The 22,471-nt window shown below is 70.2% G+C and carries 20 protein-coding genes and 1 pseudogene; 10 read left to right on the forward strand and 11 right to left on the reverse strand.

Annotated elements, in window-relative coordinates:
• From HUT19_RS17805 to hemL, 5 genes are all read right to left on the reverse strand, one after another.
• Positions 1–765 carry a cytochrome c biogenesis CcdA family protein gene (locus HUT19_RS17805; RefSeq protein ID WP_176181435.1) on the reverse strand — a complete coding sequence of 255 codons (765 nt, stop codon included), beginning with the start codon at positions 763–765 and terminating at the stop codon, positions 1–3.
• A 5-nt stretch (positions 766–770) separates the two neighbouring features.
• Positions 771–1,388 (reverse strand): TlpA disulfide reductase family protein, encoded by a 618-nt coding sequence (locus HUT19_RS17810; RefSeq protein ID WP_176181436.1) that lies wholly within the window; start codon positions 1,386–1,388, stop codon positions 771–773.
• Positions 1,389–1,507: 119 nt separating this feature from the next.
• Complete coding sequence (locus tag HUT19_RS17815) at positions 1,508–2,689, reverse strand: hypothetical protein (RefSeq protein WP_176181437.1); 1,182 nt, start codon at positions 2,687–2,689, stop codon at positions 1,508–1,510.
• Between the two features lie 289 nt (positions 2,690–2,978).
• Positions 2,979–3,665 (reverse strand): histidine phosphatase family protein, encoded by a 687-nt coding sequence (locus HUT19_RS17820; protein WP_176181438.1) that lies wholly within the window; start codon positions 3,663–3,665, stop codon positions 2,979–2,981.
• 8 nt (positions 3,666–3,673) lie between these two features.
• Entirely contained in the window at positions 3,674–4,990 is a 1,317-nt protein-coding gene (gene hemL, locus HUT19_RS17825; protein ID WP_176181439.1) for a glutamate-1-semialdehyde 2,1-aminomutase, read from the reverse strand.
• A 116-nt stretch (positions 4,991–5,106) separates the two neighbouring features.
• Here hemL and HUT19_RS17830 point away from each other — a divergent pair, with 116 nt between their 5' ends.
• Both HUT19_RS17830 and HUT19_RS17835 read left to right on the forward strand, forming a co-directional pair.
• Entirely contained in the window at positions 5,107–5,655 is a 549-nt protein-coding gene (locus tag HUT19_RS17830) for a hypothetical protein (protein WP_176181440.1), read from the forward strand.
• Positions 5,656–5,760: 105 nt separating this feature from the next.
• On the forward strand, positions 5,761–6,567 hold the full coding sequence (locus HUT19_RS17835) for an aminotransferase class IV family protein (RefSeq protein ID WP_176181441.1): 807 nt from the start codon (positions 5,761–5,763) through the stop codon (positions 6,565–6,567).
• 64 nt (positions 6,568–6,631) lie between these two features.
• Here the strand turns inward: HUT19_RS17835 and HUT19_RS17840 are convergent, their stop codons facing one another.
• Positions 6,632–7,804, reverse strand: a complete 1,173-nt coding sequence (locus HUT19_RS17840; protein WP_176181442.1) for a hypothetical protein — start codon at positions 7,802–7,804, stop codon at positions 6,632–6,634.
• Between the two features lie 220 nt (positions 7,805–8,024).
• Between HUT19_RS17840 and HUT19_RS17845 the strand changes: the two genes are divergently transcribed.
• Positions 8,025–8,780, forward strand: coding sequence for an SDR family NAD(P)-dependent oxidoreductase (locus HUT19_RS17845; RefSeq protein WP_176181443.1), 756 nt, complete (start codon positions 8,025–8,027; stop codon positions 8,778–8,780).
• A gap of 111 nt (positions 8,781–8,891) precedes the next feature.
• On the opposite strand, the pseudogene HUT19_RS17850 reads toward HUT19_RS17845, so the two are convergent.
• Both HUT19_RS17850 and HUT19_RS17855 read right to left on the reverse strand, forming a co-directional pair.
• A pseudogene (locus tag HUT19_RS17850) lies at positions 8,892–9,107 on the reverse strand (MFS transporter); the annotation flags it as partial.
• A 76-nt stretch (positions 9,108–9,183) separates the two neighbouring features.
• A complete protein-coding gene (locus tag HUT19_RS17855; RefSeq protein WP_176181445.1) occupies positions 9,184–10,377 on the reverse strand; it encodes an RtcB family protein in 1,194 nt (397 codons plus the stop codon).
• A 160-nt stretch (positions 10,378–10,537) separates the two neighbouring features.
• On the opposite strand from HUT19_RS17855, the gene HUT19_RS17860 reads away from it, so the two are divergent.
• From HUT19_RS17860 to HUT19_RS17870, 3 genes are all read left to right on the forward strand, one after another.
• Positions 10,538–11,473, forward strand: coding sequence for a DUF3558 domain-containing protein (locus tag HUT19_RS17860; RefSeq protein WP_254885633.1), 936 nt, complete (start codon positions 10,538–10,540; stop codon positions 11,471–11,473).
• Between the two features lie 145 nt (positions 11,474–11,618).
• On the forward strand, positions 11,619–12,431 hold the full coding sequence (locus tag HUT19_RS17865; RefSeq protein ID WP_254885634.1) for a hypothetical protein: 813 nt from the start codon (positions 11,619–11,621) through the stop codon (positions 12,429–12,431).
• A gap of 95 nt (positions 12,432–12,526) precedes the next feature.
• Entirely contained in the window at positions 12,527–13,903 is a 1,377-nt protein-coding gene (locus HUT19_RS17870) for a DUF2637 domain-containing protein (RefSeq protein WP_176181446.1), read from the forward strand.
• A 115-nt stretch (positions 13,904–14,018) separates the two neighbouring features.
• On the opposite strand, the gene lysS is transcribed toward HUT19_RS17870, so the two are convergent.
• Positions 14,019–15,797, reverse strand: a complete 1,779-nt coding sequence (gene lysS, locus HUT19_RS17875; RefSeq protein ID WP_176181447.1) for a lysine--tRNA ligase — start codon at positions 15,795–15,797, stop codon at positions 14,019–14,021.
• A gap of 148 nt (positions 15,798–15,945) precedes the next feature.
• Here lysS and argS point away from each other — a divergent pair, with 148 nt between their 5' ends.
• Positions 15,946–17,736, forward strand: a complete 1,791-nt coding sequence (gene argS, locus HUT19_RS17880; RefSeq protein ID WP_176181448.1) for an arginine--tRNA ligase — start codon at positions 15,946–15,948, stop codon at positions 17,734–17,736.
• Positions 17,737–17,815: 79 nt separating this feature from the next.
• Here argS and HUT19_RS17885 read toward each other — a convergent pair whose 3' ends face one another.
• Both HUT19_RS17885 and HUT19_RS17890 read right to left on the reverse strand, forming a co-directional pair.
• On the reverse strand, positions 17,816–18,415 hold the full coding sequence (locus HUT19_RS17885) for a Uma2 family endonuclease (protein WP_176181449.1): 600 nt from the start codon (positions 18,413–18,415) through the stop codon (positions 17,816–17,818).
• 97 nt (positions 18,416–18,512) lie between these two features.
• A complete protein-coding gene (locus HUT19_RS17890) occupies positions 18,513–20,048 on the reverse strand; it encodes an alpha/beta hydrolase (RefSeq protein WP_176181450.1) in 1,536 nt (511 codons plus the stop codon).
• A 227-nt stretch (positions 20,049–20,275) separates the two neighbouring features.
• Here HUT19_RS17890 and HUT19_RS17895 point away from each other — a divergent pair, with 227 nt between their 5' ends.
• From HUT19_RS17895 to HUT19_RS17905, 3 genes are all read left to right on the forward strand, one after another.
• Complete coding sequence (locus HUT19_RS17895; protein WP_176181451.1) at positions 20,276–20,857, forward strand: hypothetical protein; 582 nt, start codon at positions 20,276–20,278, stop codon at positions 20,855–20,857.
• A gap of 135 nt (positions 20,858–20,992) precedes the next feature.
• A complete protein-coding gene (locus tag HUT19_RS17900) occupies positions 20,993–21,808 on the forward strand; it encodes an SDR family NAD(P)-dependent oxidoreductase (RefSeq protein ID WP_176181452.1) in 816 nt (271 codons plus the stop codon).
• A 33-nt stretch (positions 21,809–21,841) separates the two neighbouring features.
• Positions 21,842–22,462, forward strand: coding sequence for a nucleoside/nucleotide kinase family protein (locus tag HUT19_RS17905; protein WP_176181453.1), 621 nt, complete (start codon positions 21,842–21,844; stop codon positions 22,460–22,462).
• Positions 22,463–22,471 lie beyond the last annotated feature (9 nt).

Below are 22,471 nucleotides of genomic sequence, written 5' to 3' on the forward strand. Positions count from 1 at the left end.
TCAGATCCCAACGTTGAAGCCCGCGGCCCAGCCTTGCATTTCGCCCATCATGGTGTCCCAGACACCGGTGAGCATCAGCACCCCCAGGGTGATCAGCAGCCCGCCACCGGCCCGCATCACCCAGACGTAGTGCCGCTTGACCCAGCCGAAGGCGCCCAGCGTGCGGCGGTAGGCGAGGGCCACCGCTATGAACGGCAGCCCCAGACCCAGACAGTAGGCGGCGACCAGCAGCGCGCCGCGCCCCGCTGTCCCCTCTTGGATCGCCAGGAAGCTGGCGGCGCTGAGCGTCGGCCCCAGACACGGCGTCCATCCGACGCCGAACAGGACCCCCAGCACCGGTGCGCCCGCCAGCCCCATCGTGGGCTTGATGTGGAAGCGGAACTCCCGCTGCCCGAAACCCTTCAGCACGCCCATGAAGGCCAGGCCCAGCACGATGGTGACCACCCCGAGGACCTTGCTCAGGGTCTCCCGGTGCGCCTGGAGGTCATTGCCGAAGTTGCCGAAGAGGGCCCCACCGGAGACGAAGACCGCGCTGAACCCGAGCACGAACAGCGAGGCGCCCGCGAGCATCCGGCCGCGCCGCGCCTCGGCGAGATCGGCGCCGGTGATCCCCGTGACGTACGACATATAGCCCGGTACCAGCGGCAGCACACAGGGGGAGAAGAAGGAGACCAGTCCAGCGAAGATCGCGATCGGCAGGGAGACCAGCAGTCCCCCGGTCATGACGGTCTCGTTGTATCCGGCGACGGCGGCGAGTGTGCTCACGGAGCTCACTTCTCCGCGATCAGCGGGTCGAGCATCTTGCGGAGCCGCTCCTCGCTCAGCGCGGTGAGCGTCCGGGCCGCGATCTTGCCGTCCCGGTCCAGGACGATCGTCGACGGGATGGCCTGCGGGTTGAGGCTGCCCTTGGGGAAGCGCAGCATCAGCTTCCCCATCGGGTCGTACAGGCTCGGGTACTCGACGCCGAAATCCTGCTCGAACCTGCGAGCGGGGGCCTGGTCGGAGTCACGCGTGTTGATCCCCACGAACTGCACGCCGTCGCCTTTGGTGTCCTTCGCGACCTTGGCGAGATTCGGCGCCTCCGCCCGGCACGGCGCACACCACGAGCCCCAGACGTTCAGGACAACGATCTTGCCCTTGTAGTCGGCCACATCGAGCCGCTTGTCCTCGAGGGTCTTCCCCGACAGCTCGGGAGCGTCGGCGCGCTTCCCCCGGGGAACGGTGTCCACGCCGCCCTTGCCCTGGACGAACTTGGTGTCGGAGGAGCCGCCCGAGGTGCCGCCGGAGCCGCAGGCGGTAAGGGTCAGCGCGGCAACCACGGCCCCAGTGGCCAGCACGGTTGCGCGACGGCGGGTCGCGAGGCGCCGAGGGGCGCGGCAGGCACTCATGTGAAAAGTTTCGCATGGACCTTTTGGGGATCTTCGCCACCCCCCTTGGCCCCCCGCGGCCCGGGCCGACGGCGGCCGACGGCACGGCCGGTGGCCGACGGCACGGCGGCCAGTGGCCGTCAGCGGCCGTTCGCCCGCCAGGTCTCGCCCACCTGGTACGAACGCAGCTCGTCCAGCACCGCCGGGTCCTGGGCGTCCAGCCAGTCCGTGAACTGCTTGAAGGAGACCAGCCGCACATCCTTGTGCTTCTCGTCCGCCATATGCTTCAGCGCCTCTTCGACGGCATCCATATAGATTCCGCCGTTCCACTCCTCGAAGTGATTTCCGATGAACAGCGGCGCGCGATTGGTCTCATAGGCGCGCCGGAATCCGCCTATGTAGGCGTCGGTGGCCTGCTTGCGCCAGCGCGGGTAGTTCACGGGCGGCGCCTTCGTGGAATTCCGCGACTGGTTGGCCAGGATGTTGTAGTCCATCGAGAGCACTTCGAAGGAGTGCCCGGGAAAAGGAATCTGCTGCAACGGGAAGTCCCACAGTCCCTGCTTCTTCGACGGCCACACCTGCTTGCCCCCGGGCGAGCTGGCGTCATAGCGCCAGCCCAGTTTCCGGGCCGTCGGCAGCAGATTCTCCTGGCCCTTCAGACACGGGGTCCGGCCGCCGATCAGCTCCTTGTGGTAGTCGAACGGCAGCGGATCGAGGTCCGTGAAGCCGGTGTTCGTCCGCCATTTCGTGACAAAGGACACAGCCTGGTCGATCTCGGACCTCCACTGGGCGGGCGTCCAGCGCTCGACCGAACCGCTTCCGGCGCAGAAGTGGCCGTTGAAGTGGGTGCCGATCTCATGGCCCTCCAGCCATGCCTTCCGCACGTTCTCCAGCGTCGCCCGGATGTGCCCATCGGTGAGATAGCCGATGTCGGAGGCGCCGACCGGGTTGTTCGGCGGCCGGTACATCGACTTCTTCGACTCCGGCAGACAGTAGATGCCGGAGAGGAAGAAGGTCATGGTCGCGCCGTGGTCCTTGGCCAGCTTGCGGAACCGCGGGAAGAGACCGTTGCCGACCTCTCCCGCGCCGTCCCACGAGAAGACCACGAACTGCGGCGGCTTCTGGCCCCGTTCCAGCCGCTCCGGCTTCGGGTCCTTCGGCCGCTGGACGCCCCGCGAGGTCGAACCGTCACCGATCGGCTTCGCCTGCCGCGTCTCCCGCGGCTTCGGACTCCCGCCCGATGAGGAGCAGCCGGCGACGGCCAGTGACGCCACCGCTCCCGCACCAAGACCGAGGATCCCCCTCCGGCTGACCTCACGCATAACGTCCTCAATTCGCACTCGCCGTACTGGTTGTCCGGGGTAGCGGACAACCATGGAGATGGCGAGACGAATAGCGGGGTTCCGAAGGGGCGCGATCAATTACACAAGCGACACATTGTCCTCAAGTGATTACCGCGCGTTGGAACCGATGCGCGGGCAGAACCGTCTGGGATGTTATGCGCGTGTCATGAGTGGACCACTCGGGGATCCACTCGGGGATCCACTCGGGGATCCGCTCGGAGATCCACTCAGGGATCCACTCAGGGATCGAGTGTGAACCACGCGTGGATCATGCACCGAACCCCTTGGACGCCCCTTTCACCGGCTTGGCGCCCGTCAGCAGATGAGCCGGAACAAGATCGCGGGCCGGTTCGCTGTAGCCCACGGACACGATCTGGTCACCGCGGTAGGTGAAGCTGGTGAGGCTCGCCAGCGTGCACTGCCGCCTGCGCGGGTCGTGCCACAGCCGCCGCCGCTCCACGAAGCTGCGCACGATCCAGATCGGCAGCTGGTGGCTGACGCAGACCGCCTCGTGCCCGCGTGCCGCGTCCCGCGCCGCACCCAGCGCCGCCATCATCCGCACCACCTGGTCGATGTACGGCTCGCCCCAGGAGGGGCGGAAGGGGTTGGTCAGATGGCGCCAGTTGGCGGGCTTGCGCAGGGCCCCGTCGCCCACGCCGAAGGTCTTGCCCTCGAAGACGTTCGCGGCCTCGATCAGCCGCCGGTCCGACGCCACGTCCAGGCCGTGCGCCTTGGCGATCGGCGTCGCCGTCTCCTGCGCCCGCTCCAGCGGAGAGGCGACCACATGCGTGATGTCACGGTCGGTCAGGTGCTCGGCGACCCGGTCGGCCATCCGGCGGCCCAGTTCGGACAGGTGGTACCCGGGCAGCCGTCCGTACAGCACACCCTTGGGGTTCTCCACCTCCCCGTGGCGCATCACATGGACGACGGTGATCTCGTTCTCGCTCTGAGTCATGTCACCCATCATTCAGACGCCTCGGCGGCGGCCCGCGCCGCCCCCGGCAGAGCCGCGGCCACCCGCTCCAGCGCCCGGTCGTCATGGGCCGTGGAGACGAACCACGACTCGAAGGCGGACGGCGGCAGATACACACCCTGCGACAGCATCGAGTGGAAGAACGCGGTGAAGCGGAACGCCTCCTGCGCCTTGGCCTTCTCGTAGTCGGTGACATCCTCACCGGTGAAGAAGACCGAGAACATGTTGCCCGCGACCTGCAAGCGGTGCTCGACACCCTCCTTGGCGAGCGCCTCCGTCACCAGCGCCCGCAGCCGCTCGGAGAACGCGTCGACCTTCGCGTACGCCGCGTCGTCCAGCAGCCGCAGCTGCGCCACCCCGGCGGCCGTCGCGACCGGGTTCCCGGACAGGGTGCCCGCCTGGTAGACCGGTCCGGCCGGAGCCAGCCGGGCCATGATGTCGGCGCGCCCGCCGAAGGCCGCGGCCGGGAAGCCGCCGCCCATCACCTTGCCGAAGGTCATCAGGTCCGGCACCACGCCGTCCAGGCCGAACCAGCCCGCCCGGGAGACCCGGAAGCCGGTCATGACCTCGTCGGAGATGTACAGCGCGCCGTTCTCCGCGCACAGCCGCTTCAGGTCGGCGTTGAACCCCGGCAGCGGCGGCACCACGCCCATGTTGCCCGGCGACGCCTCGGTGATCACACAGGCGATCTCCCCCGGGTGCGCGGCGAACGCCTCCCGCACCGCCTGAAGGTCGTTGTACGGCAGTACGACGGTCTCCCCCGCCTGCGCGCCCGTCACCCCCGGAGTGTCCGGCAGCCCGAAGGTCGCCACCCCGGACCCGGCCGCCGCCAGCAGCGCGTCCACATGCCCGTGGTAGCACCCGGCGAACTTGATCACCTTGGCCCGGCCGGTGAAGCCGCGGGCCAGCCGGATCGCCGACATCGTCGCCTCGGTGCCCGACGACACCAGACGCACCTGCTCGACCGGCCCGACCCGGCCCACGATCTCCTCGGCGAGCTCCACCTCGCCCTCACCGGGCGTACCGAACGACGTACCGCGTGCGACCGCGGCCTGCACGGCCGCCGTGACCTCGGGGTGGGAATGGCCGAGGATCATCGGTCCCCACGAACACACGAGGTCGACATACTCCCTTCCATCGGCATCCGTGAGGTACGGACCATCACCGGACACCATGAATCGGGGCGTACCTCCCACGGCGCGGAAGGCCCGCACCGGAGAGTTCACGCCCCCGGGTGTCACGACCGCCGCGCGATCGAAAAGCATCTGCGAAACTGGGGCTGCGTACGGATAGCTCACGCAAGCCATGTTGTCAGAGGCTTACGGAGTCCTGCCGTGGGGCGTTTCACCGCTCCGGTGCGGGGGAGGTCTCTCTCACATTGATCGGGTTGCGCGGTAGTGGCCGCGAGTGGTCGGGTGGAGATATGCATCGCGGTGGCGAACTGGGTGAAGGGACTGACGACCGAGGCCCCGAGCGCGCCCGCCCCGGACGCCATCGGCGAGATGACGCGGGCAGGGCAAGCAGAAGCGGGGGCCGCATGGGGGTGACCTACAAGTACTTCGGTGCGCCCGACGGGGCCACCGCGGCCAGGGTCCCCATCTCCATGCGCCCCGAGGAACTCGGCGGCGACGAGCTCGGCCACGGCATGTTCACCAAGATCAAGCCGGAGACGGTGGCCGCGATGGTCCTCACCGGCATCGAGGGTGTCCCCCTCCACAAGGTCCCCCCGCTCGAACTGGTCGTCCTCCACCCCGACTACGCCGTCGTCAAGCTCCCGATGACCGTGGTCGACCCCCTGCGCGGCGTAGGCGAAGAAGCCGTCGGCGCCGCCGCCTTCATCTGGTCCACCGTCCCCGACCGCGGCGGCCCCCGCGACGCGTTCAACGTCTACCAACTGCTGCACGAGTGGCAGGACTTCTCGCACCGGCTGCACGAGGCGGGCCACCAGCCGTACTGCCTGGTGTGGCCGTGAGCCCTCGATGAGGTGGAGGGTCCTCCATCCGGTTGCCACCGATGTGACGTGCTGACGTCGCCGGGTGCGCGGGCACTCCGCGTCGAGTCCCTCCGCGGGGTGGATATGAGCAGGTATGTCGTTCAGCGCAATGGGATGGCGGCGTCCGTCGAGGACCTGGCGCCGCTCGCGTTCGCGGGGTACGCCCACTTCACCGCCGTGCAGGTGCGTGAGGGCGGGGTACGGGGGCTCGATCTCCATCTGCGGCGGTTGCGCACGGGCTCGGAGGAGATGTTCGGGACGGCGCTGCCGGACGAACGGGTGCGCGGGCTGCTGCGGACCGCGCTGGACGCGGGTGGTGCGGCCGATGTCTCGCTGCGGGCCACCGTGTACTCACCGATGGGCGGGGTCACCGCGGACGGGTCCGGTGCCGAGCTCGATGTGCTGGTGCGTACGGGGCCGGTGTCGACCGCGCCCGCGGGGCCGCTGGCCGTGGAGGCCGTCGAGTACGAGCGGGTCCTCCCGGCGGTGAAGCACGTGGGTGAGGTGGCCAAGATGTACTACCCGCGGCAGGCCGTGCAGCACGGCTTCGACGACGCCGTCTTCGTCGACCGCCGGGGGCGGCTCAGCGAGGGGTCGATCTGGAACCTGGCCTTCTGGGACGGCTCCGCGGTGGTCTGGCCGGTGGCCGAGATGCTGGGCGGGGTGACGATGGGCATCGTCCGGCGTCAGCTGGAGCGGCTCGGGGCGCCGCAGCGGGACGCGGAGATCACTCTCGCCGATGTGCCGGGGCTGGCCGGGGCCGTGGTCATGAACTCCTGGACGCCGGGGGTCGCGGTGCACCGCATCGACGACACGGCCGTGCCCGAGGCGCCGACCTTCGTGGAGCTGCTGCACCGGGCCTACGAGGCCGAGCCGCTCACCTCGCCGTGAGGCCCTGCCGTTCATGACGCCCGGCCGGGGTCGCCCCGGCCGGGCGTCATGAACGGTGTCGCGCTTACGCGCCGGGGTGGCCCTGGTTGTCGTGGTGGCCGTGGTCGTTGTGGTTCTCCGCCGGGGTGTTGCTCAGCACACAGCCGGTGTCCGGGTCGATCAGAACCCGCTTGATGGTGTGGTCGTGGTCGCACTCGACCTCCACCGCCCACACCAGGTGCTTCTTCTGGTGCTGGGGGTCGTTGTGCGGGTCGGTCATACCGGACCGGTCCTGGTGCGGCCGGCCCTGGTGGTGGGCGTCCTCCTCGGGGCAGTCCTCCACCAGCTCGACGCTGAGGGCCCGGCCCCCGACCTCGCACTCGGCGATCCGGGCCGCCTCGGCGACCGTCACGCGGCCCTCGTGCTTCTGCTGGGCCTGGTGGTGGGCGGGGTCGCTCTGGTGGTCGCCGTGGGCGGGGCGCATTCCGCTGCGGTCCTGCGGCCGGGAGCCGTCACCGTAATGGCCCTCGTCGTAGCGGCCGTTGTTGTACTGCCCGTTCTCTTCCCGCTGGCCGTCCTCGCCGTACTGGCCGCTCTCGCCGTACTGGCCGTCCTCGCCGTACTGGCCGCTCTCACCGTACTGCTCGCGCTGACCGCCCTCTTCGCGCTGGCCGTCCTGGCCGTACTGCTCGCGCCCGCCGTTCTCCTCGCGCTGCCCGTCCTGGCCGTACTGCTCACGGCCACCGTTCTCCTCGCGCTGCCCGTCCTGGCCGTACTGCTCGCGCCCGCCGTTCTCCTCGCGCTGCCCGTCCTGGCCGTACTGCTCGCGCCCGCCGTTCTCCTCGCGCTGCCCGTCCTGGCCGTACTGCTCGCGCCCGCCGTTCTCCTCGCGCTGCCCGTCCTGGCCGTACTGCTCACGGCCACCGTTCTCCTCGCGCTGCCCGTCCTGGCCGTTGTGCTCCTGCTGTTGCCCGTACTGCTCATGCCGGCCGCTTTGCTCGTGTTGTTGACCGTTGTGCTCGCGTTGACCGTTGTGCTCGTGCTCCTGCTGGCGGCCATCCCCATGCTCGTGGTTGTGCTGCCCTGGGTCCTGGGCCCGCTGGCATGCGCTGTTGGACGTCGGGTGCGACGTCGCGGCCCATGCGGCCGTCGGCGTACCGGCTACCAGCGCCGCCGCCGCGACGGCGCTTGCCGAGACGACGCCCCAGCGACGGAAGGACCGACGGGACCGTTGCACGAATCTGTTCTGCTGCGTCATGGGCTGAATTCACTCCTTGGGCATGGGAATGCTCCTCGCCGGCGCCGCGCCGGTCGCTGTGCTCCCTTCCCCGGCCCCTGGAGCCAGTAGCGGTTTGGGATCTTGAGTCCACCGATTGGAGGTAAATAAGCTCGTCATATCCTGCGTATGGATCACCTGCGTGCGGCCTCGTCCGCAGCCGGCCGTGAGCCACGTCGCCAGATTCGTCACAGGAGGGCCGATGACCACCCGTACCGCAGTCATCACCGGCGCCAGCAGCGGCATCGGCGCCGCGACCGCCCACCGGCTGGCCGCCGCCGGTTTCCGCGTCGTCCTCACCGCGCGCCGCGCGGACCGGATCAAGGCGCTCGCCGGTGAGCTGGCCGAGGCGGGCCACGAGGCCGAGGCGTACGTCCTGGACGTCACCGACCGCGACGCCGTCAACACCTTCGCCGCCTCCCTCGACCGCTGCGACGTCCTGGTGAACAACGCGGGCGGCGCCATCGGCACCGAGACCGTCGCCAACGCCGACCCGGCCGACTGGCGGGCGATGTACGAGGTGAACGTGATGGGTGTCCTCCAGGTCACCCAGGCCCTGCTGCCCGCGCTCATCGCCTCGGGCGACGGTACGGTCGTCGTCATGTCCTCGACAGCGGGCCATCTCGCGTACGAGGGCGGCGGCGGTTATGTGGCCGCCAAGCACGGGGCGCACGCCATCGCCGCCACCCTGCGGCTGGAGCTGTGCGGCGAGCCGGTGCGGGTCATCGAGATCGCGCCCGGCATGGTCAAGACGGACGAGTTCGCGGTGAAGCGGTTCCGCGGTGACGCGTCCCAGGCCGCGGCCGTCTACGAGGGTGTCGCCGAGCCGCTCACCGCGGACGATGTCGCCGACACCGTCGAGTGGGCCGTCACCCGGCCCTCCCACGTCAACATCGATCTGCTGGTGGTCCGGCCCCGCGCCCAGGCCGCCCAGCACAAGGTCCACCGCGAGCGCTGAGAGCCGCACGCCGGACATGGGGATGCCCATCCGATACGGCATGCACGGGGGCAACGCGCGCGCCGGGGTACGCCTCCAGTCGATCGGCTAACCGACTTCTCCACCACTTCAGGAGGCAGCCGCCCACAGCACGGCGGCGCCGGTGAACGCCAGGCCGGTCACCACCGGGGCCACGTCCCGTTCGGCGATCAGCATCAGTGGCACGAACGCCTCGATCGTGAGGTACCTGCCGAACGAGAGACCGCGCGGCAACACCGTGGTCGACAGCCCTCGGACAGCCTTCCAGATGCCCGGGGGAAGCAGCCGGGGGACGGAGGCCACGAGAAGGCCCCGTCCCCCCGCAGGCCACTCGCAGGCCGCCGACGTCGGTGCCAGGGCTGTCGACCACGTGCGGTCCTGGCCCTCAGCCCTTCACACACACGATTTGCTTGAGCCGCGCCACCACCTCGACGAGGTCCCGCTGCTGATCGATGACCTGCTCGATCGGCTTGTACGCGCCCGGGATCTCGTCCACGACGCCGAAGTCCTTGCGGCACTCCACGCCCCGCGTCTGCTCCTCCAGGTCCTGCGTCGAGAAGCGCTTCTTGGCCGCGTTGCGGCTCATCCTCCGGCCGGCGCCGTGCGAGGCGGAGTTGAACGACGCCGCGTTCCCCAGACCGCGCACGATGTACGAACCGGTGCCCATCGAGCCCGGGATGATCCCGTGGTCCCCGCTGCCCGCGCGGATCGCGCCCTTGCGGGTGACCAGCAGGTCCATGTCCTCGTAGCGCTCCTCGGCGACATAGTTGTGGTGGCAGGAGATGACGGGCTCGAAGACCGGCTTGGCCTTCTTGAACTCCCGGCGCACCACGTCCTGGAAGAGCCCCATCATGATCGAGCGGTTGAACTTGGCGTACTCCTGCGCCCAGAAGAGATCGTGCCGGTACGCGGCCATCTGCGGGGTGTCCGCGATGAAGACGGCCAGGTCGCGGTCGACCAGGTTCTGGTTGTGCGGGAGCTTCCGGGCCTCGCCGATGTGGTACTCGGCCAGCTCCTTGCCGATGTTGCGGGAGCCGGAGTGGAGCATCAGCCAGACCGAGCCGGTGTCATCGAGACAGAACTCGATGAAGTGGTTTCCCGAACCCAGCGAACCCATCTGCTTGGTGGCCCGGTCCTGACGGAACTTGACCGCCTCGGCAACGCCGTCGAAGCGCCCCCAGAAGTCGTCCCACTTCGCCGTGGGGAATCCGTGCAGCCGCCCCGGGTCCACCGGGTCGTCGTGCATCCCCCGGCCCACCGGGATCGCCTGCTCGATCTTGGACCGTAGCCGGGACAGATCTCCGGGCAGGTCGTTCGCGGTCAGTGAGGTCTTGACGGCCGACATACCGCAGCCGATGTCGACGCCGACCGCCGCCGGGCACACCGCGCCCCGCATGGCGATCACCGAGCCGACCGTGGCGCCCTTGCCGTAGTGCACATCCGGCATCACGGCGAGGCCCTCGATCCACGGCAGCGTGGCAACGTTCCGCAGCTGCTGCATGGCGCCGTCCTCGACCGTCGCGGGGTCGGCCCACATGCGGATCGGGACGTTCGCCCCGGATACCTCGACATACGACATGTTTTTACTCATTCCCCCGAGAAAGCCAGAAAACGCAAAAACCGGTCCTATGCCTCATTGGTGGCGGTCGACCGGCAAGCATGGCGGTGCGTGCGGTAGACATTGTGTCCAGCCTCCGCCTACGGGCGGCAAGCAGTTTTCGCTCGAAGGGACACGGACAGTGCAGCCAGCGCAGCGAAGGGCGCACGGACGGCGGGCCGCCCCGGCCGTCGCCGTGCTCGTCGGCGTGCTCGCCGCCGCCGGGCTCAGCGGATGCACCGGCTCCGACTCGAAGCCCAGCGGGGACGGCGGCACCTCGGACGACTCCGGCCGTCAGGTCTCGGCCGAGCCCGGCCGCTACCGGTCCCTGCCCGAGGCCTGTGGCGCCGTGAGCACGAAGACCCTCCAGACCCTGCTGCCGGGCGGTGACGAGGACAGCAAGGCGTACGAGGGGCAGGCGGCCCTCACTTACGACATCGACCGGCGCGACGGCTGCCGCTGGAAGATGGAGACGTCCAGCGGCACGCGCTATCTGACCCTGGACTTCGAGCGCGTCGTCTCCTACGACCCGTCCGTCAGCGATGATGACCGGGCGCAGGACACGTACGAGAAGAAGGCCGTCGCCGCGCACATCCCGGACGCCCCGAACGCCCCCTCGACCCCCTCCTCGGACGACTCCGAGGACTCCGGCGACGCGAGCGAGGGCAGCGACGACAACGCGGCCGCCGGTTCGACGCCCCGCTCCGACAAGAGCGGTGCCGGCGAAACGGGCAACGAGACCAACAGCGGGGACAAGAACGACAAGGCCAACAAAAGCCCTGAGGGTGATGAGTCACCTCAAAGCGATGAAAGCGCCACGAGTGATGAGGAATCGGACGACACCGCCCCGCGTCGCCTCGACGACCTCGGCGATGACGCCTTCCTCAACGACCAACTGATCACCAAGGACTCCGGTATCCACCGTGACATCACCGTGGTGTTCCGGTCCTCGAATGTGATTGCCACCATTCGTTACAACCAGTGGTCGACCGACAAGACGAGCATTCCCGATAGCGAAGAACTACAGGAAAACGCCGAAGACTTGGCCCAGGAGCTGACCGACACCCTCAACGAATAACGGGCCCGGCACGACCTCGCGGATTACCCCCGGACACCCCGCGAAGACCTCGAAGATTGGGACGCCCGCGCATCGGCCGCGTACCGTGCCGACTAATGACGCGGGCGGTATGTCCGCCCATCGACAGAGAATGAGCGAAGGATCCATGCACCGTTCAGCCCCGCGACTCGCCCGAATACTCGCCTGCGCGACCGTACCTGTGGTGCTGGTCGCAGGCTGCTCCTCCGGCTCCGATGACAGCAAGAAGAACGCGGACAGTCCATCGAGATCCGCCTCGTCCAGTCCGTCCCCGACCGTAGCGGCGGCAAAGTTCAGCAAGCTGCCCGACGTCTGCACCTCCCTGTCGGGGAAGACCATCGGCGAACTCGTTCCGAAGGCGGAGAAGAAGAGGGGCAAGGCGCTGCCGTCGGCGGACACCAATACGTCCGCGAGCTGCCTGTGGAGCGGCCTCGACGGATTCAAGTACCGGTCGCTGACCGTCTCCCTCAAGCTCTTCCACTCCGACACCGGACTGGGCAGCGGGGACAAGCGTGCCCAGGCGTACGCGGGCCAGCAGGCGTCCAAGGCCGCTACGGCCGACGGCGCCAAGGACGCCAAGACCGAGCAGGCCGGTGGCATCGGTGACGCGGCGACCACCGTCAGCACCAAGACCAAGAAGGACGGCGACGACTTCCGCAACCAGACGGTCGTCGCCCGTACCGCCAACGTCGTCGTGGTGATCGAGTACGACGGTGCCGGCTACGAGACCGCCAAGACGCCGGACGCCGCCGATCTGCTGAAGGACGCCAAGGACGCGGCCAAGGAGGTCGTCGAGTCCGTCGCCAAGGGCGACCAGGGCGACAAGGGCACGTCGAGCGACTCGAGCGAGGCAAACGGCTCGGGCGGTTCGAGCGGTTCGGGCGACAAGTCCGGCGACGGCGCCACCTCCGGCAGCGGCAAGAAGAAGGGCAGCGCCTGACCTCTCCGCCACCCCTTCCCGTCCGCGGCGCTTGACGTGTATGCGACGCTGGGCGCGCTGTTGCCAAGGACGGGGAGGGATCGCGGGTGGCCGCGATGCAGTTGACACGTACGCATCGAATACTGATCGGGGTGGTCGTCGCCGGAGCGGTGGTGATCGCCGCGATCGGCTTCGCCGGCTCCTATGCGGCCGTGCGCGATCTCGCACACGACAAGGGCTTCGGCGCCTTCGCCAATGTCTTTCCCATCGGCATCGACGCCGGGATCGTCGTACTGCTCGCCCTGGATCTGCTGCTCACCTGGATCCGGATCCCCTTTCCCCTGCTGCGTCAGACGGCCTGGCTGCTGACCGCCGCCACGATCGCCTTCAACGGCGCCGCCGCCTGGCCGGATCCGCTCGGCGTCGGGATGCACGCCGTCATCCCGGTGCTCTTCGTCGTCTCCGTCGAGGCGGCCCGGCACGCGGTCGGCCGGATCGCCGACATCACCGCCGACCGGCACATGGAGTCGGTCCGCATCGCCCGCTGGCTGCTCGCGCCCGTGCCCACCTTCCGGCTCTGGCGCCGGATGAAACTGTGGGAGCTGCGCAGTTACGACGAGGTGATCAGGCTGGAGCAGGACCGGCTGGTCTACCGAGCCCGGCTGCGGGCCCGCTACGGGCGTGCCTGGCGCCGCAAGGCACCCGTCGAGTCGCTGATGCCGCTGCGGCTGGCGCGGTACGGGGTACCGCTGGCGGACACCGCCCCGGCGGGGCTGGCCGCGGCCGGTCTGGAGGCGAACGCGGTCCTGCCGTCCGCGCTGCCGGCCGGTACGGGGACGGGCACAGGTGCGGGTACCGGCACGGGCACGGAGGCTACGGCGGGGGCGTCGGACGCCGCCGGTCCGGCGGCGTCCGACGCCCCCCGGGCCGAGATCGGCGCGCCGGGCACCCCGGGCGCCCCCACCCCGCCCGGCGCGGCCGGTGTGCCCGGTGCCCCGGGTGCCGGTCCGGCGGCCCCGGCCCCCGCGCCCGCCCCCGGGCCGCAGGAGCTGCCGCTCTCCCTGCCGCTGCCGGTCTACCAGCAGTCCGGGTATCAGCAGCCCGGCTATCAGCAGCCGGAGTCGCCCGAGCAGCAGCAGGTGACCGTCCCGGTCGGGCCCAACCGGGTGCGGCAGCTCGGCGGCCAGGGCGTGGTGAACGGCCACGGCGTCTACGTACCGGAGCAGCGCGAGCCGGAGTCGTACCCCGAGTACGAGGGGGTGGGGCGGCCGGTGGCCGAGCTGCCGGACGACGTCCCGCGGGACGAGGTGTTCTACGGCGCCTTCCGGCAGTTCCTCGCCGACAACGGCATGTTCCCCTCGGCGTTCCAGTTCGGGCAGCGGCTGCGGGAGACCTACGGCGTGACCGAGCTGAGCAACAACGAGCTGGGTGCGTATGTGAACGACTTCAAGGACCGGTACCGGACCGAGGTGGCGGCCGAGCAGATCCCGTAGCGGACGCCGCGGAAGAGTTCCGTACACGCCGAAGGGGGCGGACCTGGAAATTGGGTCCGCCCCCTTCCGTGCGAGGCGCCGCGCAAGGCGCTTTCGCGAGGCGCCGCCGAAGCGATCAGGCCGCGAGCAGCTTGCGCACCCGCTCCACCCCCACCGCCAGCAGCAGCGTGGGCAGCCGGGGGCCGGTGTCCCGGCCGACCAGCAGCTCGTAGAGCAGCGCGAAGAACGACCGCTGCGCCACCTTCAGCTCCGGTGTGGGCTTGGCATCCGCCGCCAGCCCCGCCTGGATCTTGGGCACGCCGTAGACCAGCGTGGTCAGCCCGTCCAGCGACCAGTGGTCGTCCAGCCCCTCGAGCAGCAGCCGCAGCGACTCGCGCTCGGTCTCGCCGAGCGAGGCCAGCCGCTCGGTGTCCGGCTCCTCACGCACCCGGGTGCGCTGGTCGGCCGGGACCTGGGTGGTGATCCAGCGCTCGGCCTTGTCGAGCCGCGGCCGTGTCTCCTCCAGCGACTTCACCGGGTTCTCCGGGTCGAGGTCGCTGAGGATGCGCAGCGTCTGCTCGTCATGGCCGGTGGTGATGTCCACCACCGACGCCAGCGTGCGGTACGGCAGCGGGCGCGGGGTGGCCGGAAGCTCCCCGGCGGCGGTGCGGGTCGCCCGGCTGTGGGCGGCGGCGTCCGCGGGCTGGGCCGAGCCGTCGGCGATCTTGCGCTCCAGCGCGTCCCACTCGTCGTAGGTCCGCTGGATCTCCTGGTCGAAGGCGATCTTGAAGGACTGGTTGGGGCGACGGCGCGCGTACAGCCAGCGCAGCAGCGGCGCCTCCATGATCTCCAGGGCGTCGGCCGGGGTCGGCACCCCGCCCTTGGAGGACGACATCTTGGCCATGCCGCTGATGCCGACGAAGGCGTACATCGGGCCGATCGGCTGATCGCCGCCGAAGACCTCGCGCACGATCTGCCCGCCGACGACGAACGAGGAGCCGGGCGAGGAGTGGTCCACGCCGGAGGGCTCGAAGACCACGCCCTCGTACGCCCAGCGCATCGGCCAGTCGACCTTCCAGACCAGCTTGCCGCGGTTGTGCTCGCTGAGCCGGACCGTCTCGCCGTGGCCGCAGGCGCAGGTGTAGCTCAGCTCGGTGGTTTCGTCGTCGTACGCGGTGACGGTGGTCAGATCGCGCTCGCACACCGAGCAGTACGGCTTGTACGGGTAGTAGCCCCCGCTGCCCGCGCTGCCGTCGTCCTCGGCGGCCGCGCCGGAGCCCTCGGCGGCGGCCAGCTCGGCCTCGTCGACCGGCTTCTGCTGCTGCTTCCTGCCGCCCTTGGCCGCCCCCGCCTTGTCCTTGGTGCGGTAGCGGTCGAGCACGGCGTCGATCTGGGTGCGGTGGCGCATCGCGTGCAGGATCTGCTCGCGGTAGACCCCCGAGGTGTACTGCTCGGTCTGGCTGATGCCGTGGAACTCGATGCCCAGCTGCCGCAGCGCCTCGATCATCGGCGCCTTGAAGTGCTCGGCCCAGTTGGCATGGCTGGATCCGGGCGGGGCCGGGACGGAGGTGAGCGGCTTGCCGATGTGCTCGGCCCAGGACGGGTCGATGCCGGCCGGAACCTTGCGGTACCGGTCGTAGTCGTCCCAGGACAGGATGTGGACGCACTCGTATCCGCGGCGCCGGATCTCGTCGGCGACCAGGTGCGGGGTCATGACTTCGCGCAGGTTGCCGAGGTGGATCGGGCCGGACGGGCTCAGACCCGAGGCGCAGACGATCACCGGTGCGGCGGCACCTGATTTCGCCGTGCCGGGCGCGCGGCGCTCCGCCTCGGCAATGACCTCGTCGGCGAATCGGGAGACCCAGTCGGTCTCGGTGCTCTGAGCCACCTTCGGCACTTCCTTCCTAGCGGTCATGGCACCGCCCATTGTCCCAGACGGAACGGGGGCCTCCGGGGCCCTGTGGACAGCTTGTCCACAGGGCCGGAAAACGGGTTGGACACACCGTGAAATACTGGTGTGGCCTCATCGGCAACCCAGTCCTCTACGGAACGGCATCTCACCCATGGCCTCGGTTCCCTCACTTGCCGCTACGGTCCACCAGCGCGTCACGGACGCCCTCTCGGCTGCCCTGCCGGAGGCCGCTTCCGCCGACCCGCTGCTGCGACGAAGCGACCGGGCCGACTTCCAGGCCAATGGGATGCTGGCGCTGGCCAAGAAGCTGAAGGGGAATCCGCGCGAGCTGGCCTCGAAGGTCGTGGAGCACATCCCGGTGGCCGCCACCTCCGCCGACCCCGATCCGGTGATCGCGGACATCGAGGTCTCCGGCCCCGGCTTCCTCAACATCACGATCGCCGACTCCGCCATCACCGCCACCCTCGCCGCGCGCGCCGCCGACGACCGCCTCGGCGTGCCCTTCGCGCCGGACGCGGGCACCACCGTCATCGACTACGCCCAGCCGAACGTGGCCAAGGAGATGCACGTCGGCCATCTGCGCTCGGCGGTGATCGGTGACGCGGTGGTCCGGATCCTGGAGTTCTCGGGCGAGAAGGTGGTCCGCCGCCATCACATCGGCGACTGGGGCACCCAGTTCGGCATGCTCATCCAGTATCTGATCGAGCACCCGCACGAGCTGGACCACAAGGACACGGCGACCTCCGGCGAGGAGGCCATGTCCAACCTCAACCGCCTCTACAAGGCGGCGCGGGCGCTCTTCGACGCGGACGCGGAGTTCAAGGAGCGGTCCCGGCGCCGGGTGGTCGACCTCCAGGCCGGGGACGAGGAGACCATCGCCCTGTGGCGGAAGTTCGTCGACGAGTCGAAGCTCTACTTCTACTCGGTCTTCGACAAGCTGGACATGGAGATCCGCGACCCCGATGTGGTCGGCGAGTCCGGTTACAACGACATGCTGGCGGAGACCTGCCGCCTGCTGGAGGAGTCCGGGGTCGCGGTCCGCTCCGAGGGCGCGCTGTGCGTCTTCTTCGACGACGTCAAGGGCCCGGACGGCAAGCCGGTGCCGCTGATCGTCCAGAAGTCCGACGGCGGCTTCGGCTACGCGGCCACCGACCTCTCCGCGATCCGCGACCGGGTGCAGCACCTCCAGGCGGACAACCTGCTGTATGTCGTCGACGCCCGGCAGTCGCTGCACTTCAAGATGGTCTTCGAGACCGCCCGCCGGATCGGCTGGCTGAACGACCGGACCCACGCCGTCCAGCTCGCCTTCGGCACCGTCCTGGGCAAGGACGGCAAGCCGTTCAAGACCCGTGAGGGCGAGACGGTGCGGCTGGTGGACCTGCTGGACGAGGCGATCGACCGGGCGGCGGCCGTCGTCCGGGAGAAGAGCGAGAAGCTCGGCCTCACCGAGGGGGAGATCGCCGAGCGCGGCGCCCAGGTCGGCATCGGCGCCGTGAAGTACGCGGACCTGTCCACTTCCGCCTCCCGCGACTACAAGTTCGACCTGGACCAGATGGTCTCGCTCCACGGCGACACCTCGGTGTACCTCCAGTACGCGTACGCCCGGATCCAGTCGATCCTGCGCCGCGCCGCCGAGGGCCAGAAGCCGGCCGCCCACCCCGAGCTGCCGCTGTCCCCGGCCGAGCGGGCCATGGGACTGCACCTGGACCAGTTCGCGGAGACGGTGCGCGAGGTCGCCAAGGGGTACGAGCCGCACAAACTGGCCTCGTATCTCTACCAGCTGGCCTCGCTGTTCACGACCTTCTACGACCAGTGCCCGGTGCTCACCGCCGAGGGCGGCCCGTCCCAGGTCGAGAACCGCCTCTTCCTGTGCGAGCTCACCGCCCGCACCCTCCACCAGGGCATGGACCTGCTCGGCATCCGCACCCCCGAGCGGCTCTGAGTCCCACCCCGACGGCCGAGAGCGGCCCGCCCCGGCGAGGGGGCGGGCCGCTCTCGTGTGTGCGGACGTGCGTCGCAGATCAGCCGTACTGGGTGAAGCCTCCAGTGGTGATCTTCAGCCCGAGTACCGCCAGCTCGATGTCCTCGCCGTACAGCCCGTGGAGGACTCCCTGATAAGCCCCCTCGCGGGGCACCGTGTAGAGGGTCCACGTGCCATCACGGGGATCGATGATCAGATAGGTGGGAACGCCCGCATCGGCGTACCAGCCGACCATGTCCCGGGTGTCCTTGGAGCTGTTGCCCTTGGAGACGACCTCGCAGACGAGCTCGACATCGCCCGGATCGGCCAGCCATTCGTCGGACTCACCGAACCCCGCGTCACACACCAGGAGATCGGGAGTGGCGTAGTCGTCCTTGTCACCCGGCATGGACACGGAAGCGACCTGGTATGACTCCAGGTGCTCGGGCAGAGCCGGATCGATCTGCCGGAAAAGAGCGTTGACGATCCCGGCGTGCCTGCCGCGCGGGGTCGGGGACATCATGAGAACTCCTCGGATGATCTCGGCGCGCAGCCCACTGGCTTCCTCAGCTGCCTCGGCGGCCTTGCGAAGCGGGGTCATGCCGGGCTCCGGCGGAGTGAGGCCCACGATGTCCTCTCTTCCGACAAGCGATGTCGTCATGATGCATTCCCTTGCGATACGAAAATTCTAGCCGCGGAGGCGCCTTGCCCTGACCGTGGCAGTGCCCCACCACCCCCGTCAGCCGGAGGGCCGAAGATCACCGAACCGGGTGACCGCCCCGGCCAGGGACGCCGGGACAGGTGGTGTCCCGGTGCGGGCGCTCGCCGGTCAGCAGGAAGTCGGTCACCCGCCGGTCCGCGCAGGGGTTGCCCTTCCCCGGGCCCTGGTAGGCCGCGCCGTGGCCCGTCGCGTCCACGCTGACCATCCGCGCCCGGTCACCGAGGGCGCGCCGCAGCTTCAGTGCCCCGCTGTACGGGGTGGCCACATCGCGTTTGTTCTGCACCAGCAGGACGTTGGACGGCCCCTGGTCGGTGATGCGCACCGGCTTGTCCCGCGGGGTGTCGTGCCAGAAGGTGCAGGCCGTGACGTTCACCGGCATACCGGCGGTCAGCGGGTGGCTCCTGCGGCTCGCGGCGACATCGCGCGCGTAGGCCGGAACGGACCTCGGCCACTCCACGTCGTTGCAGATGGTCCCCAAGGAAACGGCCACGGCGTCCTGGGTGGGGTCCGGCGGCACCGCGCCGGGCACCTTGCCCGCGTCCGCGTCGGCGATCAGCTTGGCCAGGCCCTCGAAGCTGTCCCGGGAGTACAGGGCGGTGAGCACGCTCTGGCGGAGCACATTGCCGTTCAGCTCCGGCGGGTTGGCCCCGGGCCACGACAGCGGCTTCGCGTCCAGACGGGCGGCGAGGGCCAGGACCTTGCGGCGCACCCCGGCGGGGGTGTCGGCGAGCCGGACCGGGCTGTCGGGGGCGGAGGCCCAAGCGGCGAAGGCCGGGAAGGTGTTTTCGACGCCGACGGTGTAGTTGGCCAGCCAGCCGCGCTCCACCCGCTCCGGATCCGGGTCGTCGTTGCTGTCCAGCACCCAGCGGTCGGTGCGCTCGGGGAACATCTGCGCGTACACCGACCCCACGTACGTTCCGTAGGAGATGCCCCACGCCGACAGCTTCCGCTCCCCGAGCGCCTGGCGGACGCTGTCGATGTCCCGCGCCTCGTTCACCGTGCTGACGCTGCGCAGCAGCTCGCCGCCGTTGCGGGCGCAACGGTCGGCGATGCGGCGTCCCGTGGTCACGTTCCGCGCGATGCTCCCGTCGGCGGCGGGCCAGGGGCGCGAGGCGGTGGGCGACAGGTCGGCGGTGGACAGTTCGCAGCTCGCCCGGGTGGAGCGGCCCATGCCGCGCGGATCGAAGCTCACGATGTCGTAGGCGTCCCGCACCGGCTCCGGCAGCCGCCTGCCGAGCGTGGTGGGCCGGTCCAGGCCCGGGGAGCCCGGGCCGCCCGGGATCAGGAGCAGGACGCCCCGGCGGTCCGCCGGCCGTTCGCTGCGGATCCGGGAGACCGCCAGCGAGATCCGCTTCCCGCCGGGGTCGCGGTAGTCCAGCGGCACCTTCAGCGTCGCGCACTGCTGGCGCGGGTCGTGTCCGGTGCCCGGACACGGCCGCCAGTCGAGCGGGCGGGAGGAGCTGCCGGACAGCTCTCCCCCGGTCGCGTCGGCGCTGGAGACGGTGGTGAGGAGAGCGGCCGTGGCGGCGGTGGCGAGGGCCAGCGCGGTGGTCTTGCCGGAGAGGATTCGCATGCCGTCGAGGCTCGCGGAACCGGCCCGCCGATCCCATCCGGTCACCCGGCCAACGCAGTTGGGGTTAACCCCCCCCGGCCGCCCGGCCGCCCGGCCGCCGGTCGGCGTACGCTGGCCGGAACACGATCGTCCTCTTTGCGACAGTCTCCGGCAGCGGCACAACCCCGGACGGCTACGGTCCGTCAAACCCCATGTACATCCGTTTTCCATTCACATGGGGGTCCGATATGCGACGGTGGGGGACCGCGCTCGCGGCGATGGCACTGGCAGGAGCCGGACTGGCGACGACGATGGGGGCGGCGCACGCCGCCGCCAAGCCGTCGGCGGCGGCCGCCTGCGCCACCGGCTGGGGCAGCGGGGAGAAGAGCGCGCAGCCGGCGGCCCACAAGCCGCTGGAAAACATCAGGACCGGTCGGCACGAGTGCTTCGACCGCATGGTCTTCGACGTCAAGGGCGGTACGGCCGCCAGCAGGATCGGCTACCGGGTGGCCTATGTCGACACCCTGTACCAGGACGGCTCCGGTGAGGAGATCCCGGTCGGCGGCGGCGCCGTGCTGGAGATCCGGGTGTCCGCGCCCAGCTACGACCCGGAGACCGGCGCCCAGACGTACCCGGGCCGGGCGCGCAAGCCTCTTCCGGGTGTGAACCTGACGGGGTACAAGACCTTCAAGGACACCCGGTTCGGCAGCAGCTTCGAGGGCGACACCCAGGTCGGGCTGGGCGTGCGAGCCCGGCTTCCGTTCCGGGTGTTCCAGTCGGACGGACACGTGGTCGTGGACGTGGCGCACTCCTGGAACGCGGTGCGCTGACGCCGGACGGGCGGGGGCGGACCGGAGTCCGCCCCCGCCCCGCTCGGGCCGGCCACCGTATCCGGCCGGCCCGCCCCCGGCGCCGTAACCGACGGCGGCACCCACAGGACGCCCGGCACCGCGCAGGATGAGGGAATGAACGAACCGACCAGCGAGCCCGCGATCCCCGGCCCCACCCCTGAGCCGACCTCCCCCGGCCTGCTCAGCGGCAAGGTCACGCTGATCACCGGCGCCGGGCGGGGCATCGGCGCCGCCTCGGCGCGGCTCTTCGCCCGTGAGGGCGCGGCGGTGGTGCTGGCCGCCCGCACCGAGGCCCAGCTGAGGACCGTGACCGAGGAGATCCGGGCAGCGGGCGGCACCGCCGACTACGTGCTGTGCGACCTGGCCGACGCGGCCGGCGTCCAGACGGCCGTCGACCGGACCGTCGCCCTGCACGGCAGACTGGACGCCGCCTTCAACAACGCCGGGGCGGCCATTCCGCCCGCACCGCTGGCCGATGTGGCCGAAGCGGACTTCGACCTGATCACCACGGTCAGCCTGAAGGGCGTCTGGCGCTCCATGGCGGCCGAGATCAAGGCCATCCAGGCCACCGCGGGCCGCGGCGCCATCGTCAACAACTCCAGCGTCGGCAGCTTCCGCGGCAACCCGGACCTGCCCGCGTACGGTGCGATCAAGCGGGCCGTCAACAGCCTCACCGAGTCCGCCGCGATCAGCTACGGCCCGGAGGGCATCCGCGTCAACGCCGTCGCGCCCGGCACCACCATGACCGAGATGATCCACGCGTGGGCCGACCGGTCGCCCGGGGTCATCGACCGGCTCAACGCCCGTACGCCGCTGCGGCGCCCCGCCGAGCCGATCGAGATCGCCGAGGCCGCCGCATGGCTGCTCAGCGACCGCGCCTCGTACGTCACCGGCGCCATACTGCCGGTCGACGGCGGTATGCGAGCCTGAACGGACACCGGAACCCCGCCCGAAAGCGCCGCCATGATCCCCCAGGACCTGCTGGACCGCGCCGAGCGGCTGGCCGCCACCGGCGGCCGCCGGCTGCTCGGTGTCGCCGGACCGCCCGGCGCCGGGAAGACCACCCTCGCCCGGTATCTGGTGGACGCGCTGGGGGCGGAGCGGGCGGTCCTGGTCCCGATGGACGGCTTCCACCTCGCCGACGCCGAACTGCGCAGACTCGGCCTGCTGGACCGCAAGGGCGCCCCGGAGACCTTCGACCCGTACGGCTACACCGCCCTGCTGCGGCGGCTGCGCACACCCCGCGACGGGGAGACGGTGTACGCGCCGGGGTTCGACCGCGAGCTGGAGCAGCCCCTCGCAGGATCCGTCCCCGTGGCGCCGGAGGTCCCCCTCGTGATCACCGAGGGGAACTATCTGCTGCTCGGCGAGGAACCGTGGCGTCCGGTGCGCGAGCTGCTGGACGAGACCTGGTGGATCGAGCTGGACGGCGAGGAGCGGGTGCGCAGGCTGATCGACCGTCATGAGCGCTTCGGCAAACCGCGCGCGGAGGCCGAGCGCTTCGTTCTCGGCTCCGACGAGGCCAACGCCCGCCGGGTGGCACCCGGGCGGACGGCGGCCGATCTTGTGGTCAGGGGCCGGTGACCACCGGCC

Source organism: Streptomyces sp. NA02950 (assembly GCF_013364155.1).
Classification (GTDB): domain Bacteria; phylum Actinomycetota; class Actinomycetes; order Streptomycetales; family Streptomycetaceae; genus Streptomyces.

Coding starts and splice junctions, on each gene's coding strand:
- HUT19_RS17870 (WP_176181446.1), top strand. CDS start 12,527: ATGCAGTTGACACGTACGCATCGAATACTGATCGGGGTGGTCGTCGCC.
- HUT19_RS17855 (WP_176181445.1), bottom strand. CDS start 10,377: ATGTCGTATGTCGAGGTATCCGGGGCGAACGTCCCGATCCGCATGTGG.
- HUT19_RS17840 (WP_176181442.1), bottom strand. CDS start 7,804: ATGACGCAGCAGAACAGATTCGTGCAACGGTCCCGTCGGTCCTTCCGT.
- lysS (WP_176181447.1), bottom strand. CDS start 15,797: ATGACCGCTAGGAAGGAAGTGCCGAAGGTGGCTCAGAGCACCGAGACC.
- HUT19_RS17890 (WP_176181450.1), bottom strand. CDS start 20,048: ATGCGAATCCTCTCCGGCAAGACCACCGCGCTGGCCCTCGCCACCGCC.
- HUT19_RS17905 (WP_176181453.1), top strand. CDS start 21,842: ATGATCCCCCAGGACCTGCTGGACCGCGCCGAGCGGCTGGCCGCCACC.
- HUT19_RS17830 (WP_176181440.1), top strand. CDS start 5,107: ATGCATCGCGGTGGCGAACTGGGTGAAGGGACTGACGACCGAGGCCCC.
- argS (WP_176181448.1), top strand. CDS start 15,946: ATGGCCTCGGTTCCCTCACTTGCCGCTACGGTCCACCAGCGCGTCACG.
- HUT19_RS17900 (WP_176181452.1), top strand. CDS start 20,993: ATGAACGAACCGACCAGCGAGCCCGCGATCCCCGGCCCCACCCCTGAG.
- HUT19_RS17895 (WP_176181451.1), top strand. CDS start 20,276: ATGCGACGGTGGGGGACCGCGCTCGCGGCGATGGCACTGGCAGGAGCC.
- HUT19_RS17820 (WP_176181438.1), bottom strand. CDS start 3,665: ATGACTCAGAGCGAGAACGAGATCACCGTCGTCCATGTGATGCGCCAC.
- HUT19_RS17845 (WP_176181443.1), top strand. CDS start 8,025: ATGACCACCCGTACCGCAGTCATCACCGGCGCCAGCAGCGGCATCGGC.
- HUT19_RS17835 (WP_176181441.1), top strand. CDS start 5,761: ATGAGCAGGTATGTCGTTCAGCGCAATGGGATGGCGGCGTCCGTCGAG.
- HUT19_RS17815 (WP_176181437.1), bottom strand. CDS start 2,689: ATGCGTGAGGTCAGCCGGAGGGGGATCCTCGGTCTTGGTGCGGGAGCG.
- HUT19_RS17810 (WP_176181436.1), bottom strand. CDS start 1,388: ATGAGTGCCTGCCGCGCCCCTCGGCGCCTCGCGACCCGCCGTCGCGCA.
- HUT19_RS17885 (WP_176181449.1), bottom strand. CDS start 18,415: ATGACGACATCGCTTGTCGGAAGAGAGGACATCGTGGGCCTCACTCCG.
- HUT19_RS17865 (WP_254885634.1), top strand. CDS start 11,619: ATGCACCGTTCAGCCCCGCGACTCGCCCGAATACTCGCCTGCGCGACC.
- hemL (WP_176181439.1), bottom strand. CDS start 4,990: ATGGCTTGCGTGAGCTATCCGTACGCAGCCCCAGTTTCGCAGATGCTT.